This is a genomic window from Pseudomonas sp. FW305-25 (assembly GCF_017351415.1).
GTDB lineage: Bacteria > Pseudomonadota > Gammaproteobacteria > Pseudomonadales > Pseudomonadaceae > Aquipseudomonas > Aquipseudomonas chlororaphis.
In genome coordinates, this window is sequence record NZ_JACNDE010000001.1 from 482110 (window position 1) to 497461 (window position 15352).

The following is a 15352-nucleotide window of genomic DNA, read 5'->3' on the forward strand; positions in this document are numbered from 1 at the left end:
GGAGCAGGCCTGCGGGAACGACGCTGCGCCGGACAGGGTTCACCCAGCAGGCCGCCGCGGCGTCGCAGTCACTTCCATGGGGCGCTTTTAGCCAGGATGGGCAGCCACTGCCCATCCGCGGTTCGAACGGTCCGTTTTAATACCGCTGAGCGCAGGTCGACCCCTGGGCGGAGTTGCGCGCGCAAACCCTCGTGCTCTGACAAGCGCTATCCTTGAGCCTTCCTTCCGTTGCCAGAGCCCACCCATGCTCGATGTACACGCCGTCCGCAAAAGCTACGCCACGCCCCAGGGCCCGTTGCCGGTGTTGCAGGGGGTCGACCTGCATCTGGAGCAGGGCGGCAGCCTGGCGCTGATGGGCGAGTCGGGCAGTGGCAAGAGCACCTTGCTGCATCTGATCGCCGGCCTGGACAAGGTCGATGGCGGCAGCATCCGCATCGGCGGGCAGCAGTTGGAGCGGATGAACGAACACCAGTTGGCCAACTGGCGGCGCACCGAAGTCGGGCTGGTGTTCCAGCAGTTCAACCTGATCGGCAGCCTGCGGGTGGAGGACAACCTGGGGTTCCAGGCGCGGCTGGCCGGGCGTTTCGATGGGCGTTGGCAGGCGCAGTTGGTGGAGCGCCTGGGCCTGGGCGATCTGCTGCGGCGTTACCCGGAACAACTGTCCGGCGGCCAGCAACAGCGGGTGGCCCTGGGCCGGGCCCTGGCCGGCAAACCGCGGCTGTTGCTGGCCGACGAACCCACCGGCAGCCTCGACGAAGCCACCAGCGACGACGTGCTGCAGCTGTTGCTGGAGCTATTGGCCGAGACCCCCACCAGCCTGTTGATGGTCACCCACAGCCAGCGCGTCGCCAGTCGCCTGGGGCGGATCGCGCTGCTGCATGGCGGGCGTCTGGCCGGCGCGGGCGAGTGCTGAGGTGCGGGTGTTCTGGCACAGCCTGCGGGCGCTGCTCAGCCATTGGCGGCGGCACCCGGTGCAGTTCTTCAGTGTGCTGACCGGGCTGTGGCTGGCCACTAGCCTGTTGACCGGGGTGCAGGCGCTCAACAGCCAGGCGCGGGACAGTTACGCCAAGGCCAGCCAGTTGATCGGCGGCGCGCCCCAGGCCAGCCTGGCCACGGCCAATGGTGCGCCGTTTTCCCAGGACCTGTTCGTCGGTCTGCGCCGGGCCGGCTGGCCGGTGTCGCCGGTGGTGCAAGGCCGGCTGACGCTCAAGGGCCATGCACAGCAGCGCCTGCAATTGCTCGGGATCGAGCCGCTGTCGTTGCCGGCCGGTGCGGCGGTCGCCGGCCAGGTGCTGGACTCCGCGCGCATGGTCGAATTCGTCAGCCCACCGGGCAGCACCTGGATCGCCCCGCAAACCCTGCAAGCCCTCGGCTATCGCGAAGGCGATCGGCCGGTGACCGCGAGCGGCCAGCCACTGCCGCCGCTGCACAGCCAGGCGGACATGGCGCCGGGGTTGCTGCTGGTGGATATCGGTTTTGCCCAGCCGCTGCTGGGCTTGCCGCAGCAGATCTCGCGCCTGCTGTTGCCGGCGGATTTCGCCGCCAGCGCGCCGGCCTTGCCCGATGCGTTCAAGGGCCTGCTGGTGCTCAAGCGCGGCAGTGAGGAAAACGATCTGGCGCGCCTGACCGAAAGCTTTCACCTGAACCTGGATGCCCTGGGTTTCCTGTCGTTCCTGGTGGGCCTGTTTATCGTCCACGCGGCCATTGGCCTGGCCCTGGAGCAGCGGCGCGGCCTGCTGCGCACCCTGCGCGCCTGCGGGGTCAGCGCGCGGATGCTGATCGCCTGCCTGTGTGTCGAACTCGGAGGCCTGGCCTTGCTCGGTGGGCTGGCCGGGGTGCTTAGCGGGTACCTGCTGGCCAGCGTGCTGCTGCCGGATGTCGCCGCCAGCCTGCGCGGCCTGTATGGCGCCGAGGTGGCAGGGCAGTTGAGCCTGAGCCCCGGGTGGTGGTTGGGCGGGATAGGCCTGAGCCTGCTCGGCGCCTTGCTGGCGGGGGCCAGCAGTTTGCTGCGGGCGGCGCGCCTGCCGCTGCTGGCGCTGGCCGATCCCCAGGCCTGGCACCAGGCGCACGCCCGCTGGCTGCGGCGTCAGGCCTGGGTCGCCACGGCCCTGATCGTACTGGCGGGCGCGGCCTGGACCTGGGGCGACAGCCTGGGCAGCGGTTTCGTGCTGATGGCCGGCTTGCTGATGGGCGCGGCCCTGGGCCTGCCGGTGTTGCTCAATGGGTTGCTCAGCGCGCTGCTCGGGCGCAGCCGTTCGGTGCTCGGGCAGTGGTTCCTCGCCGATTGCCGGCAGCAGTTGCCGGCCCTGAGCCTGGCGTTGATGGCGCTGCTGCTGGCCCTGGCCGCCAATATCGGCGCCGGCAGCATGACCGCTGGTTTTCGCCAGACCTTCGCCGACTGGCTCGAGCAACGCCTGAGCGCCGAGCTGTACATCAACCCGCAGACCCCGGCGCAGGCGCGGGAGCTGCAACGCTGGCTGCCCGAGCAACCTGCCGTTGCCGCGGTGCTGCCGGTCTGGCAGGTGCCGCTGCAACTGCAAGGCTGGCCGGCGGACTTGTACGGGGTGATCGAGCATGCCAGCTACCGCCAGCACTGGCCCTTGCTCGAAGCCCTGGGCGAGCAGCCCTGGACCCAGCTGGCCAGCGCCGACACCTTGATGCTCAGCGAGCAGACGGCGCGCCGGCTCAAGGTGCGGCTGGGCGATCGGCTGGATATCCCTGTGCCCGCGGGGCAGTGGGCGCCGCAAGTGGTGGCGATCTATGCCGACTACGGCAACCCCAGGGGCCATCTGCTGGTGAATGCCGAGCACCTGCTGGCGCACTGGCCGCAGCTGACGCCCAACCGCTTTAATCTGCGCATCGAGCCAGCCGCCGTAGCGCCGCTGGTCAGTGCCTTGCGGCAGCGCTTCGGTCTCGACGACAGCCGCATGGTCGAGCAGGCGCAGCTCAAGGGCTGGTCAAGCCAGGTATTCGAACGCACCTTCACCGCCACCGCCGCGCTCAACAGCCTGACCCTGGGGGTGGCCGGCGTGGCGCTGTTTATCAGCCTGCTGACCCAGAGCCAGAGCCGCCTGGGCCAGCTCGCGCCGCTGTGGGCGCTGGGGGTGAGCCGGCGCCAGCTGATGCTGCTCAACCTCGGGCAGACCTGGTTGCTGGCGCTGCTGACCTTGCTCCTGGCGCTGCCCCTGGGCATCGCCCTGGCCTGGTGCCTGGACACGGTGATCAATGTCCAGGCCTTCGGCTGGCGCCTGCCGTTGCGGGTGTTTCCGTTGCAACTGGTGCAGTTGCTGGCCCTGGCGGTATTGGCCACCTTGCTTGCCTCGGCCTGGCCGTTGCTGCGCTTGTATCGCAGCCAGCCGGCGGATCTGCTCAGGACCTTTGCCCATGAAGATTGAACAGCTGCCTGGCCTGTTGCTGGTGCTGGCCCTGTGCGGTTGCGATAAAGGCGACGAGCCGGCGCAAGGTTTCGCCGGCCTGGGCGAGGACGCCGCGGCGTTCACCCAGGTGGTGCCGGGGCGGGTGTTCAGTTTCCCTGCCGACCATGGCGTGCATGACGGTTTTCGCATCGAGTGGTGGTACCTCACCGCCGACCTCAGGGCCAGCGACGGCCAGCGCTTCGGCGTGCAGTGGACGCTGTTTCGCAGCGCCTTGCGCGCCGAACCCGACCAGCCCGGCTGGCAGGCGCCCAACGTCTGGCTGGGCCACGCCGCGGCGACCTCGGCCAACACCCATCACGCCGCCGAACGTTATGCCCGCGGCGGGGTGGGGCAGGCCGGGGTGACCGCGCAGCCGTTCAAGGCCTGGATCGACGACTGGAGTTTCAGCAGCCAGTCCGCCGACGCCGACCCGCTGGCGCACATGCAACTGCAAGCCAGCGGCGCGGGTTTCGCCTACCGCTTACAGCTGCGCAGCGACCGGCCCCTGGTACTCCAGGGCGAGGCGGGCTACAGCCGCAAGTCCGAGCAGGGCCAGGCGTCCTATTACTACAGCCAGCCGTTTTTCCAGGCCGAGGGCAGCCTGCAGATCGACGGCCAGACCTATCAGGTCAGCGGTCCGGCCTGGCTCGACCGCGAATGGAGCAGCCAGCCCCTGGCGGCCGGGCAGAGCGGGTGGGACTGGTTCTCCCTGCACCTGGACAGCGGCGAACGGCTGATGCTGTTCCGCGTGCGGGAAAACCACAAACCGCCCTACATCACTGGCACCTGGATCGAGCCCGACGGCCGCATCCAGACCCTGCACAAGGACGATATCCAGCTCACCCCGCTGGAGGACTCCAAGGTGGCGGGGCGCACACTGCCCACCCGCTGGCGTCTGCGCATTCTCGGCCGCGGCCTGGATATCAATGCCGAGGCGCTTAACCCCAAGGCCTGGATGAACCTGCGCATTCCTTATTGGGAAGGGCCGGTGCAATTGAGCGGTAGCCATGCGGGCAGCGGTTATCTGGAGATGACCGGTTATTAACGAGGTATTCGTGAGTGCCGGTCATTAGTTATTTGCTCAATATTCATTTATCTGTCGCGTCAAACTGTGAGTGGTTTTCTGTTGAACTAATAAAGTGTCGATTCATGATTTCGACTCAATATTCTTTTCCCCAGCACAGCATTTATCTTTTTTCGCAAAGACGGAGAATTCGCTCAACTTAAATATCACTGAGGTTCTCCGTCATGTTCAGCCTGAAAAAATCAGCAGCCCTGTTCCTTGCCTTGCTGGCCTTGTCTTCCGTGGTCAGCGTGCAGGCCGAGGAGTCCGGTGCCTTTGTCGAAAGAAACCGCGCACTGAGCGCGGGCTCGGCACAAAACTGAAGTTTAAAGTTCAAGTGGCCGCTGCTGGAAAGTAGGCGGCCGACTCTTTTGTGTGGCTGAAAACTGGGTTGCAAAGTTGTTCGCCAACCCCGGAGAAAGTTATGAAACCAGGATTATCCGCGATAAAGTCCAGACCCTTGAAGTTTGCCGCGTTGTCGGCCATCGGCCTGGCGCTGCTGTCGGTGTTGTCCGGCTGCGGTCCGGATCAGGTACTGGCCCCGCCCGTGCCGCCGACGGTTTCGGTGAGCCAGCCGGTGAACCGGCAGATCATCGATTGGGACAGTTTCACCGGACGTTTCGAGGCTACCGATTCGGTGGAAGTGCGTTCGCGGGTCAGCGGCTACCTGGAAAAGGTCGCCTTCACCGACGGCGCCATCGTCAAGAAGGGCGACCTGCTGTTCGTCATCGATTCGCGCTCCTTCCAGGCCGCGGTGGTCCAGGCCCAGGGCAAGCTGGCCCAGGTACGTTCGCAGCTGGCCCTGGCCGAGCAGGAGTATGCCCGGGCCAAGGTGCTGATCGAATCGAAGACCATTGCCCGCAGCCTGTATGACCAGCGTTTGCAGGCGCAGCAGGCGGCCCAGGCCGAAGTCCTGAGCGCCGAAGGCGCCTTGAGCAATGCCCGGCTCGACCTGGAGTTCACGCGCATCACCGCGCCCATGAGCGGTCGGATCAGCCGCAAGCTGATCAGCGAAGGCAACCTGGTCAACGGCGGCAACAATAATGCGACCCTGCTGACCACCATCGTGTCCCTGGACCCTATCGACATCTACTTCGATATCGATGAGCAGAGCTACCTCAAGTACCGCCGCCAGGAGCAGGGCACCGCGGGCCAGAACCTGGTGCGCATTGCCTTGCCGGGGCAGAGCGAGCCGACCCTGAGCGGGCGCATGGACTTCATCGACAACCGCCTCGACCCGTCCACCGGTACCCTGCGCCAGCGCGCCCGGGTGGCCAACCCTGACCTGCGCCTGAGCCCGGGGCAGTTCGGGCGTGTGCAGTTTTCCGGGCGCCCGAGCTATCAGGCGCTGTTGCTGCCGGACACGGCGATCAGCGTCGATGCCACGCGCAAGGTGGTCTATGTGCTCAATGCGCAGAACCAGGTGGAACTGCGTCCGGTGCAACTGGGCAAGCTGCATGACGGCCTGCGCGAAGTCGCCAGCGGCCTGCTGCCCGAGGACCGGGTAATAGTCGACGGCATCCAGCGGGTGCGCGTCGGCGAGACCGCGACCGCCAGCGAGCAGGCCCTGGCGCTGGCGCCTAAGGCCTCGGCCAGCGAAGGAGCGCCGCTATGAACCTGGGGAAAATCTCCGTCGAACAGCCGGTGCTGGCGATCGTGCTGTCCATCGTGCTGATGATCGTCGGCGGCCTGGCCTACCTGATCCTGCCGACATCCGAGTACCCGGACATCGCGCCGCCCACCGTGGTGGTGCAGGCAACCTACCCGGGCGCGTCGGCGCAGACCGTGGCCGAGACCCTGGCGATCCCCCTTGAACAGGAGGTCAACGGCGTCGAGGACATGCTCTACATGTACAGCCAGGCGACCTCCGATGGCAGCCTCAACCTGACCGTGACGTTCAAGAGCGGCACCGATGTCGACAAGGCCCAGGTGCTGGTGCAGAACCGCGTGGCCCTGGCCACGCCACGCCTGCCGGAGCCGGTACAGCGCAGCGGCGTGTCGGTGCGCAAATCGTCGCCGACCCAGCTGTCGACCATCTTCATTTCCTCGCCCAAGGGCACCTACGACCAGCTCTACGTTTCCAACTTCGCCATCCGGACCGTCGCCGATACCCTCAAGCGCATCGACGGTGTGGGCGACATCAATCCGCTGGGCGCCCGTGAATACTCCATGCGCATCTGGCTCGACCCGGAGCGCGTGGCGTCCTTCAACCTCACACCGGCGGACATCATCGCCGCGGTGCGTGCGCAGAACACCCAGGTGGCGGGCGGGGTGATCGCGCAACCGCCGGTGGCGTCCCAGGCCTTCCAGCCGAACCTGATTTTCGAAGGCCGCCTGAAAGAGCCGGCGGATTTCGACAACATCGTCATCAAGTCCGGCAGCGCCGGGCGCCTGGTGCGCCTGAAGGATGTGGCGCGCACCGAAATCGCCGGCCTGGCCTACGTCAACAACACCTATTACCTGCGCCACCCGGCCATCGGCTTGCAGGTGTTGCAACGTCCCGGCGCCAATGCCCTGGCCACCATGAAGGTGGTCGAGCAGACCATGCAGGACCTGAGCAAGGAATTCCCCGAAGGCATCGAGTACAGCATTGGCTACAACCCCACCGCGTTCATCGCCGACAGCATCGGCGAGCTGGGCAAGACCATCTACGAGGCGGTGATCCTGGTGGTGCTGGTGATCCTGGTATTCCTGCAAGGCTGGCGTCCATCGATCATCCCGATTCTGGCGATTCCGGTGTCGCTGGTGGGCACCTTCGCGGTCATGGCCATGCTCGGTTACTCGATCAACAACCTGACCCTGTTCGGCCTGGTGCTGGCGGTGGGCATCGTGGTCGACAACGCCATCGTCGTGGTGGAAAACGTCGAGCGCCATCTGGCCGAAGGCAAGAGCCCGTTGCAGGCCACGCTGATCACCATGCAGGAAATTGGCGGCGCGCTGGTGGCGATCACCCTGGTGCTCTGTGCGGTGTTCATTCCCACGGCGTTCATTCCGGGGATCTCCGGTGAGTTCTTCCGCCAGTTCGGCATCACCATCGCGGTGGCCACGGCGATCTCGCTGTTCAACTCGGTGACCCTGTCGCCAGCGCTGGCGGCAATGATTCTGCGACGCCACGACCTCAAGGCGCATCAGGCGCCACGGCGTGGCGTGTCTGGCTTGCTCAAGCGCGCGGCGGAGGGCTTCAACCGCGGTTTCCTCAAGCTTTCGGTGGGCTATGCCGGCAGCGTGCGTGGCCTGGTGGCGCGGACTCCATTGATGCTGGCGATCTACGCGGTATTGATCGCGGCCACGGCATATCTGCTGGTGTCCACGCCCAAGGGCTTCATTCCGGCCCAGGACCGCGGTTATCTGGTGGTGATCGTGCAACTGCCGGAAGGCGCTGCGCTGGAGCGCACCAATGAGATTTCCCGGCAGATCGAAGCCATCGCCCTGCAAGTGCCGGGTGTCGACCGGGTGCCGACGTTCTCCGGGTTCTCCATGGTCACCGGCACCAGTTCTTCCAACTCGTCCGGCCTGGCGCCGGTGTTTGAGCCCTGGTCCAAGAGAAAGCTGCGCGGCCTGACCTCGGACAAGATCGCCGCCGACCTGCGTGAGCGCCTGAAAGTGGTCAGCGGCGCGTCGGTGATTGTCGCCACGCCGCCTCCGGTCCAGGGCCTGGGCAGCACCGGCGGCTTCTCCATGCGCCTGCAGGACCGTGCCGGCCTGGGCAGCCAGGCCCTGGCCAAGGCCACCGAGCAACTGATCGCCGCGGCCAATGCGACCCAGGGCATGACCGGTGTCTACTCGCCGTTCTCGGCCCGTACGCCGCAGGTGTTCGTCGAGCTGGACCGTGAGCGCGCCGAGATGCTCGGGGTGCCCAGCAGCCAGATCAACCAGGCCATCGAGACCTATTTCGGCTCGACCTACATCAACGACTTCAACCTGGTGGGGCGCACCTATCGGGTGACGGCCCAGGCGGACTTGCCGTATCGGGTCACGCCAGAGGACCTGGCGCGGGTCAAGGTGCGCAACGAGGCCGGCGACATGGTGCCGATCGCCAGCGTCACGCGGTTGCACGAGTCGCTGGGGGTCGAGCGTTTCCCACGCTACAACCTGTTCCCGACCGCGGAAATCAACGGCGACACCTTGCCCGGACTGGGCTCCGACTTCGCCCTGCAAACCATGGAGCGCCTGGCCGAGCAGACCCTGCCAGCGGGCATCACCTACCAGTGGACCGACCTGAGCTACCAGCAGACCACCGCTGGCAACATGGGCCTGCTGGTATTCCCGCTCTGTGTGATCTTCGTCTACCTGGTGCTGGCGGCGCAGTACGGCAGTTGGAGCCTGCCGCTGGCGATCCTGCTGATCGTGCCCATGTGTCTGCTGGCCGCCGCCGGTGGCGTGCGCCTGATGGGCCTGGACATCAACATCCTGACCCAGATCGGTTTCATCGTGCTGGTGGGGCTGGCGGCGAAAAACGCCATCCTGATCGTCGAGGTGGCGCGGCAGCAGGAACAGGACGGGCAGGGCATCGTCGATGCTGTGGTGCAGGCTTGTCGCCTGCGCCTGCGACCGATCCTGATGACCTCCCTGGCCTTCATCCTCGGTGTGCTGCCGCTGGTGTTGTCCGAGGGCGCCGGTTCGGAAATGCGCCAGGCGGTCGGTTCGGCGGTGTTCTTCGGCATGCTCGGCGTGACCCTGTTCGGCCTGCTGTTCACCCCGATCTTCTATGTCCTGATCCGCCGTCTCGCCGGGGGCGAGCGGCGGTTGCAGGCCTCATCCAGCGTCTCTGCTTCGGGAGTGGTCCATGAATAACCTGCTGCGTTTTCCCGCCCTGGCCTTTACCGCGGCGCTGCTTGCGGCCTGCGCCGCGCCGACCTTGCCACCGGCTGTCGAGGCGCCCGCCGGGCGTTTCGTCAATGCGCCGCAAGTACCGGCGGCGGGCATTGCCGAGCAATGGTGGACGCTGTACCGCGACCCCTTGCTCGACCGCCTGGTGGCGCGGGCGCTGGAGGAAAACCTCGACCTGCAGATTGCCTTGGCGCGGATCGATGCCAGTCGTGCCTTGCGCGGCGTCGCGGCCGCCGGCGCGAGCCCCGAGCTGAACCTGGGGGCCAGCGCCGCCCGGCAACGGATCTCGGCGGACCAGGCCGGGTTCAGCGAACCCTTGATTACCGAGCCGCTGAGCCTGGGGCTCGACGCCTCCTGGGAGATCGACCTGTTCGGGCGGATTCGCGAAGGTGTGCGGGCCGCCGATGCCGACCTGCAGGCCAGCGCGGAAGAGGCGCGCGGGGTCAAGGTGGCGCTGGTCACCGAGGTGGTGCAGGCCTATGCCCAGGCGCGGGGGCTGGAAGAGCGCCTGGGCATCGTGCGGCAGAACGCCGAGAGCCAGAGCCGCACCCTGCAACTGACCGAGCAGCTGTATGCGGCAGGCAGCAGCCCGCAGGCCGATCTGCTGCGGGCGCGTTCCCAGTCGGAATCCACCGCGGCCCAGGTGCCGGCCCTGCAACTGGAGTGGCAGCGCTCGTTGCACCGCCTGGCAGTGCTGCTGGCGCAGCCGAGCGAGGCGCTGTACCAACAGTTCGCCGCCAGCCCAGCGCAACTGAGCGAAGTGGATCTGGTGGATGCCGGCACCCCGGCCGACTTGCTGCGTCGGCGCCCCGACATCCGCGCCGCCGAGGCCCGGCTGATCGCTGCCTACGCGCGGGTCGGGGTGGCCAAGGCCGACCTGCTGCCGCACCTGAGCCTGTCGGCGGCCCTGGGCTCGCTGGTCGACGGTGTCAGCGCCGCGAACCTGGCCAGCTCGACTTTCTGGCTGGCCGGTATCAATGCCAGCATGCCGCTGCTGGACGGCGGACGCCGGCGCGCGGTGGTGGAGCTGCGCGATGCCGAGGGGCGCCAGGCCTTGCTCGGCTATCGCCGTACCGTGCTCGGCGCGGTGGCGGAAGTCGAGTCGGCCCTCGCCGCAGCCCGGCGCAATGCCGAGAGCCAGCAGCATCTGGCCAGTGCCGCGGCGCAGGCCAGTTCGGCGGCGCAGCAGATCCAGCGTTCCTGGGCCGCCGGTGAGGCGCCGTTTCTCGATGTGCTGCAGGCCCAGCGCGTCGAACTCACGGCACAGAACGCGCTGTCGCGGATCAAGACCGCGCAATTGCAGAACCAGGCTGTGCTGGTGCGGGCGCTCGGTGGTTGAACGGGGAGCAACGAATCTGTGGTTCGCGGCGGCGTGGGCATTTACAGCGTCTATGCTCAAGCGGCACCGCGCACCAGAACGGCGCGGGTCTTGTTTTCAATTACAGGGATGAATGTCTATGAAGCCGCTTCACTCTCTGGCCAAAGCCGTTGCCTTGGCCACTCTGTTGTCTGCTGCCAGCCTGCATGCCTACGCCGCCGACATTCCGTTGGCCGGTACCGTGGAGGCCGATGAACTGGTGACCAAGGTGCTCTCCGTGGATGCCGCCAAGCATCGCGTGGTGCTGGAAGGCGCGCAGGGCCAACCGGTGCATGTGCAACTCAGCGATCAGGCCAAGGACCTGGGGCATTTGAAGGTGGGCGACCAGGTCAATGTGCGGGTCACTCACGCGGTGGTGGCGGTGCTGGACACCAATGTGGAAAAAGGCCTGCCGGATTCCGCCGAGCGCACCGGGGTGATTCGCGCCACCAAGGACAACCCCAACCCGGGCGGCGAAGCCTATCGCCAGGTGCAGGTGCAACTGAAGATCACCGACATCGACCTGAAGAATAACCAGCTGACCTTCCAGGGGCCGGCGGGTAACAAGAAGGTCCTGGCCGTGGAAAAACCGGAAGTCCAGGCCCGGCTGAAAGACCTCAAGGTCGGCCAGAGCGTGGTGGTGACCTATACCGACGTGTTGCAAGTTACGACCCAGCACGAAGGTTGATTGAGACCGGGCGCTGGTCGTTGTGGCGGCCGGCGCGCGGATCTCGGGAGGTCCGTGCGGGGAGTTGAACGAAGGTGAGCGAAATAAAAAAAATTCCGCCAGCTTTGTGTTCAGAATTCTTCAGAATATGTGCACGGACTTTCTTTTGTCGTTCGATTAAAATAGTTCTCGTTCGCCCGGTGCAAGGGCTCTTTACCGGTGCATGGATTGCCAGGCCAGAGCACTGGGCGAACACCCTCTTCGGGGTTTCCGCCCCACCATTTCCGCCATTGCGTTCATGCGACCCGCGCAGGTTCGACGCCTGTTGCCAGCGGTTGCCAAGCACTCTTGGCTCTCTCCAGCAAGACTCTTTACCGACACAGCCTGTTGTTTCATTGCCTGCCGCCTGGGTCGGCTTCAGCCTCGGGGCACGGTGGTGCACAGCTGCAGGCCCAGCGCGCGCATGACCTTGACTACGGTATCGAAGCGCGGCTTGGCGCCCGGGGCAAAAGCCTTGTAGAGGCTGGCCCGGCCCTGGCCGGTGGCCTTGGCAATCTGCGTCATGCCCCGCGCCCTGGCGACATGGCCCAGGGCGCGGATCAGTTCATCGGTATCGCCATCGGCCAGGACCTGGGACAGGTATTCGCTGATCGCCTGGTCGCTGTCGAGCAGGGTGGCGATGTCGAAGGTAAGCAGTGTGTCGGACATATCAGAACTCCTTGGCCAGGGAACGGGCCTGGCAGATATCGGCAGGCTGGGTGGACTTGTCGCCGCCCAGCAGCAGGACGATCAGCGTATTGCCGCGAAGCGTGAAATAGAGGCGGTAGCCGGCGCCCATATTCACGCGTATTTCCGAGAGGCCGCCGCCAAGGTTTTTCACATCCCCAAGGTTGCCCGCCGAAGCTCGCTCGATACGCCGAGCGATGGCTATCCTGGCGCGCAGGTCCCGTAGCGTGGTGTGCCATTGGGCAAAGGCGGTCGTCTGCAGGATCTCGTAATCCATGAGTGACTGTATCCATGTGGAGACAAGATTGAAAGGAGTGATGACCCTCAGGCGACTGACGGTGCGCTTGAAGGGGTCATGAAAAGGTAAGCAGGAGGGGAGTGGGCGAGGCGGGCTGTTTCGTATCGGCATGTTGTCGATCAGGGCTGCCGAAACACCCTGTAGCCATTGCCCTGCGGCGGGGGGAGGGAAAGGGCCAGCATCAGCCGTTCTGGCTGATGCTGTGGGACGCAAAATCAGAGAGTGGGCAGGCCCAGCGCCGTGGCGCATGCCTGGAGCGAGCGCTGTTGGGTGTCGGCGTACAGCTGCAGTTCATCGATGGTCGGGCGCCCCAGGGCCCGCTCGAAAGCCTGCCGGTTGGAGTGGCCGGCGTAATGGCTTTGCGCATCGTCGCCCAGGTTGGACTGGAAGATCCCGGCGGCGCTGACCGGCAGGAAGTCCTCGTACACCAGCGGCTCGGCCCGCACATGCCCGGCATGGATCAGCGCCTCCAGGTCCATCGGTCGATCCGCCTGTTGGCGCGCGGCCAGGCCTTGTTCGCTGGCGAAGTAGCGGAAGTACGCCAGGCCCTGTTCGCGCATGGCCTCGTGGTCATCGGGAAAGGCGCGGAAGTGTTCGGCCATCAGGGTGTTGTAGCGCTGGGCATTGGCTTCGTTGGGAAAGTCCCCCAGGGCGTCGCGGGCGGCGTTCAACAGCTGGTCGTACAGCGCCCGGCCCTTGGGGGTGAGGGCGGCGCCGCGCTGTTCGATCTCGCCGAAGCGCGCGCTGTGGCTGCCGCGGCTGTCGGGCTGGTCGGTGAAGGCCACGGCTTCCTCCAGCGCCTTGAAGCTGGTCTGGCGCAAGAGGATCGGGCATTCCCGGCGCGGCGGGCCTTCGATCACCGCCTTGGGCGTGATGCCGTGGGCCGGCATTAGCGCTTGCACTTGGTCGATGTCCAGGGTGCGCGGCGTCAGGTGGTTGATGTGCGGCCCCTTGAACGCCACCACGTCGGCGATCAGCCGGTGCTGGGCGCTCAGTTGCTGGTACTGCCCGGCCGTGACCGTGGCGCTGTGGTGCCAGCGGAAGGTTTCCAGGGCCTGCTCGACGAATTCCCCGGCGGCGTTGTCGTCGAGGCCGCCCTGGGTTTCGGCCTGTTCGATCAGGGCCAGGGCGCGCGGGGTGAAAATGCTCCGGCGCGCCAGCACCGATTCGGCGAAGCTACGCAATTGCGGGTTGTCGATCAGCTCCAGGCGCAACAGCGAGGTGAAGACCCGGAACGGGCTGACCTGCAGGGCGCTTTCGTGCACCGCGCGAAAGGCCGTGGAATGCACCGGCACCCCGGCCGGGGTGAGGTCGTAGTAACCCACCGGCTGCATGCCCATTACCGCGAACAGGCGGCCCAGGGTCGCCAGTTCGGTGGCGGTGCCGACGCGAATGGCGCCGTGGCGCTCCAGGTCCAGGCGCTGGATTTCGCCGGTGCTGCGCAGCTGCCGGGCGATCCTCTCGTCGCTGTCCAGGACCCCGGCGTTGACCTGGGCCACCAGCTCCATCAGGGCACCGTACAGCGGCACTTCCTCGCGGTACATGTCCGACATCGCCCGTGAAAAACGTTGGCGGATCAGGTCTGGGCTGACGAAGCTCTGCAGGCTCATAAACAAGGATTCCCGGCGTAGTGAGACAAAGAGGGTAGCGGTGTTGGCTGGGCCTGATTCTGGTTGGCGCGGGGGTGTGCTGACAAACGAAGTTTCTTCCGGACTTCATTCTGCAAATGAATGCAGGCGGGCAGGGTGGCTACGTGCAGCTGGACCGATGGCATCCGCTGGTTTCACTCAGGCAACCCGCAGCGCTTTTCGGCGGCCGAGCGGTGATGGCGATTTGCCGTTGCGCTGATAGACTTCTGAACACCACCGCATCCCATGGCTTGCGTACCGTTCAACGGAGGCGACTTGGCCTTGACGCCGCACAATGGAGGAAAGGGACTTTCACTGGCCAGGAGGCTGTACAAAACGCGAATTCTAGGGCTGGCCCTGGGGTTCTTCTGCGTGGCCGCGGGCATATACCCGCTGCATCCATCGCCCTGGGTCTGGGCGTTCATGTCGTTCAACGCGTTCATCTGGCCGCACCTGGCGTACCAGTGGGCGCGCTGCTCGCCAGTGCCGTTTCGTGGCGAGCATCGCAACCTGCTGGTGGATGCCTTCCTCGGCGGGTTCTGGGTGGCGGCCATGCATTTCAATCCGCTGCCGACCACCACCACCCTGTCGTTGATGGCGATGAACAATATCGCCCTGGGTGGCGTGCCCTTTTTCCTGGCCGGTTGTCTGGCGCAGATGCTGGGAGTCGCGCTCGGGCTGCTGCTGTTCGGCATCGGGTTCGAGGCCCAGACCAGTGCGCTGCAGCTCTATGCCTGCTTGCCGATGCTGACCCTGTATCCGCTGGCCCTGGGGTTTATCTGCTACCAGCAGGCCAATGTCCTGTCTCGGCACAAGCGCGAATTGCTGGCCCTGAGCCGCACCGACAGCCTGTCGGGCCTGCTCAACCACGGGGCCTGGAAGGACCAGCTGGAAATCGAGTTCCAGCGCTGCCGGCGCCAGGGGACGAACCCGAACCAGGGCGGCGCCATCGCGCTGATCGACATCGACCATTTCAAGGCCATCAACGACACCTACGGCCATGTCGCCGGCGACATCGTGTTGCGCCAGCTGAGCAAGCTGCTCAAGCAGAACCTGCGGATCAGCGACCTGGCCGGGCGTTATGGCGGCGACGAGTTTTGCGTGATCCTGCCGGACGTGCCGCTGGAGCATGCCGCCGAACTGATGGAGGCCTTGCGTTGCCGTTTCGGCGGATTGGGCTATGAGCAGAGCCCGGCCCTGGAGGTCAGCCTGAGCATCGGCCTGGCCGCCTATTCCCCGGACCATAGCGATGCCCTGGACTGGTTGAACGATGCCGACCAGGCCTTGTACGAGGCCAAGACCACCGGCCGCAACAAGGTCAGCTGCCGCCGCGGCGGCTGCTCGTCGAAGGTCCTGCTGAACTCCTT

The 15352-nt window shown here is 65.9% G+C and carries 12 protein-coding genes; 9 read left to right on the plus strand and 3 right to left on the minus strand.

Annotated elements, in window-relative coordinates; translation table 11 throughout:
* Positions 1 to 244 precede the first annotated feature (244 nt).
* The 8 genes from J4E58_RS02340 to J4E58_RS02375 all read left to right on the plus strand — a co-directional run bounded on the left by J4E58_RS02340 (position 245) and on the right by J4E58_RS02375 (position 11354).
* Positions 245 to 913, plus strand: coding sequence for an ABC transporter ATP-binding protein (locus J4E58_RS02340; RefSeq protein WP_087088388.1), 669 nt, complete (start codon positions 245 to 247; stop codon positions 911 to 913).
* Positions 879 to 3395: an FtsX-like permease family protein gene (locus J4E58_RS02345; protein ID WP_219735334.1), complete on the plus strand. Its 2517-nt coding sequence runs from the start codon at positions 879 to 881 to the stop codon at positions 3393 to 3395. The genes J4E58_RS02340 and J4E58_RS02345 overlap by 35 nt, the downstream gene beginning before the upstream one ends.
* Positions 3385 to 4461, plus strand: coding sequence for a lipocalin-like domain-containing protein (locus tag J4E58_RS02350; protein WP_087088386.1), 1077 nt, complete (start codon positions 3385 to 3387; stop codon positions 4459 to 4461). The genes J4E58_RS02345 and J4E58_RS02350 overlap by 11 nt, the downstream gene beginning before the upstream one ends.
* Positions 4462 to 4664: 203 nt before the next feature.
* Positions 4665 to 4802: a hypothetical protein gene (locus J4E58_RS02355; protein ID WP_164485835.1), complete on the plus strand. Its 138-nt coding sequence runs from the start codon at positions 4665 to 4667 to the stop codon at positions 4800 to 4802.
* A gap of 101 nt (positions 4803 to 4903) precedes the next feature.
* Positions 4904 to 6094: an efflux RND transporter periplasmic adaptor subunit gene (locus tag J4E58_RS02360; protein WP_087088384.1), complete on the plus strand. Its 1191-nt coding sequence runs from the start codon at positions 4904 to 4906 to the stop codon at positions 6092 to 6094.
* Positions 6091 to 9273 (plus strand): efflux RND transporter permease subunit, encoded by a 3183-nt coding sequence (locus J4E58_RS02365; protein ID WP_087088382.1) that lies wholly within the window; start codon positions 6091 to 6093, stop codon positions 9271 to 9273. Before J4E58_RS02360 ends, J4E58_RS02365 begins: the two co-directional genes overlap by 4 nt.
* Complete coding sequence (locus J4E58_RS02370; protein WP_087088380.1) at positions 9266 to 10648, plus strand: efflux transporter outer membrane subunit; 1383 nt, start codon at positions 9266 to 9268, stop codon at positions 10646 to 10648. Before J4E58_RS02365 ends, J4E58_RS02370 begins: the two co-directional genes overlap by 8 nt.
* Before the next feature lie 118 nt (positions 10649 to 10766).
* Positions 10767 to 11354, plus strand: coding sequence for a hypothetical protein (locus tag J4E58_RS02375; protein WP_007923530.1), 588 nt, complete (start codon positions 10767 to 10769; stop codon positions 11352 to 11354).
* A gap of 396 nt (positions 11355 to 11750) precedes the next feature.
* Here J4E58_RS02375 and J4E58_RS02380 read toward each other — a convergent pair whose 3' ends face one another.
* From J4E58_RS02380 to J4E58_RS02390, 3 genes are all read right to left on the minus strand, one after another.
* Positions 11751 to 12041, minus strand: coding sequence for an addiction module antidote protein (locus J4E58_RS02380; RefSeq protein ID WP_087088378.1), 291 nt, complete (start codon positions 12039 to 12041; stop codon positions 11751 to 11753).
* A gap of 1 nt (position 12042) precedes the next feature.
* Positions 12043 to 12336, minus strand: coding sequence for a type II toxin-antitoxin system RelE/ParE family toxin (locus J4E58_RS02385; RefSeq protein WP_087088376.1), 294 nt, complete (start codon positions 12334 to 12336; stop codon positions 12043 to 12045).
* Positions 12337 to 12572: 236 nt separating this feature from the next.
* The gene (locus J4E58_RS02390; protein WP_087088373.1) at positions 12573 to 13967 is read right to left on the minus strand and encodes a VOC family protein; all 1395 of its coding nucleotides are present in this window, start codon (positions 13965 to 13967) and stop codon (positions 12573 to 12575) included.
* 264 nt (positions 13968 to 14231) lie between these two features.
* Here J4E58_RS02390 and J4E58_RS02395 point away from each other — a divergent pair.
* Positions 14232 to 15352, plus strand: a 1121-nt coding sequence (locus J4E58_RS02395) for a diguanylate cyclase (RefSeq protein WP_207255305.1), incomplete at its 3' end; no start/stop codon positions are given.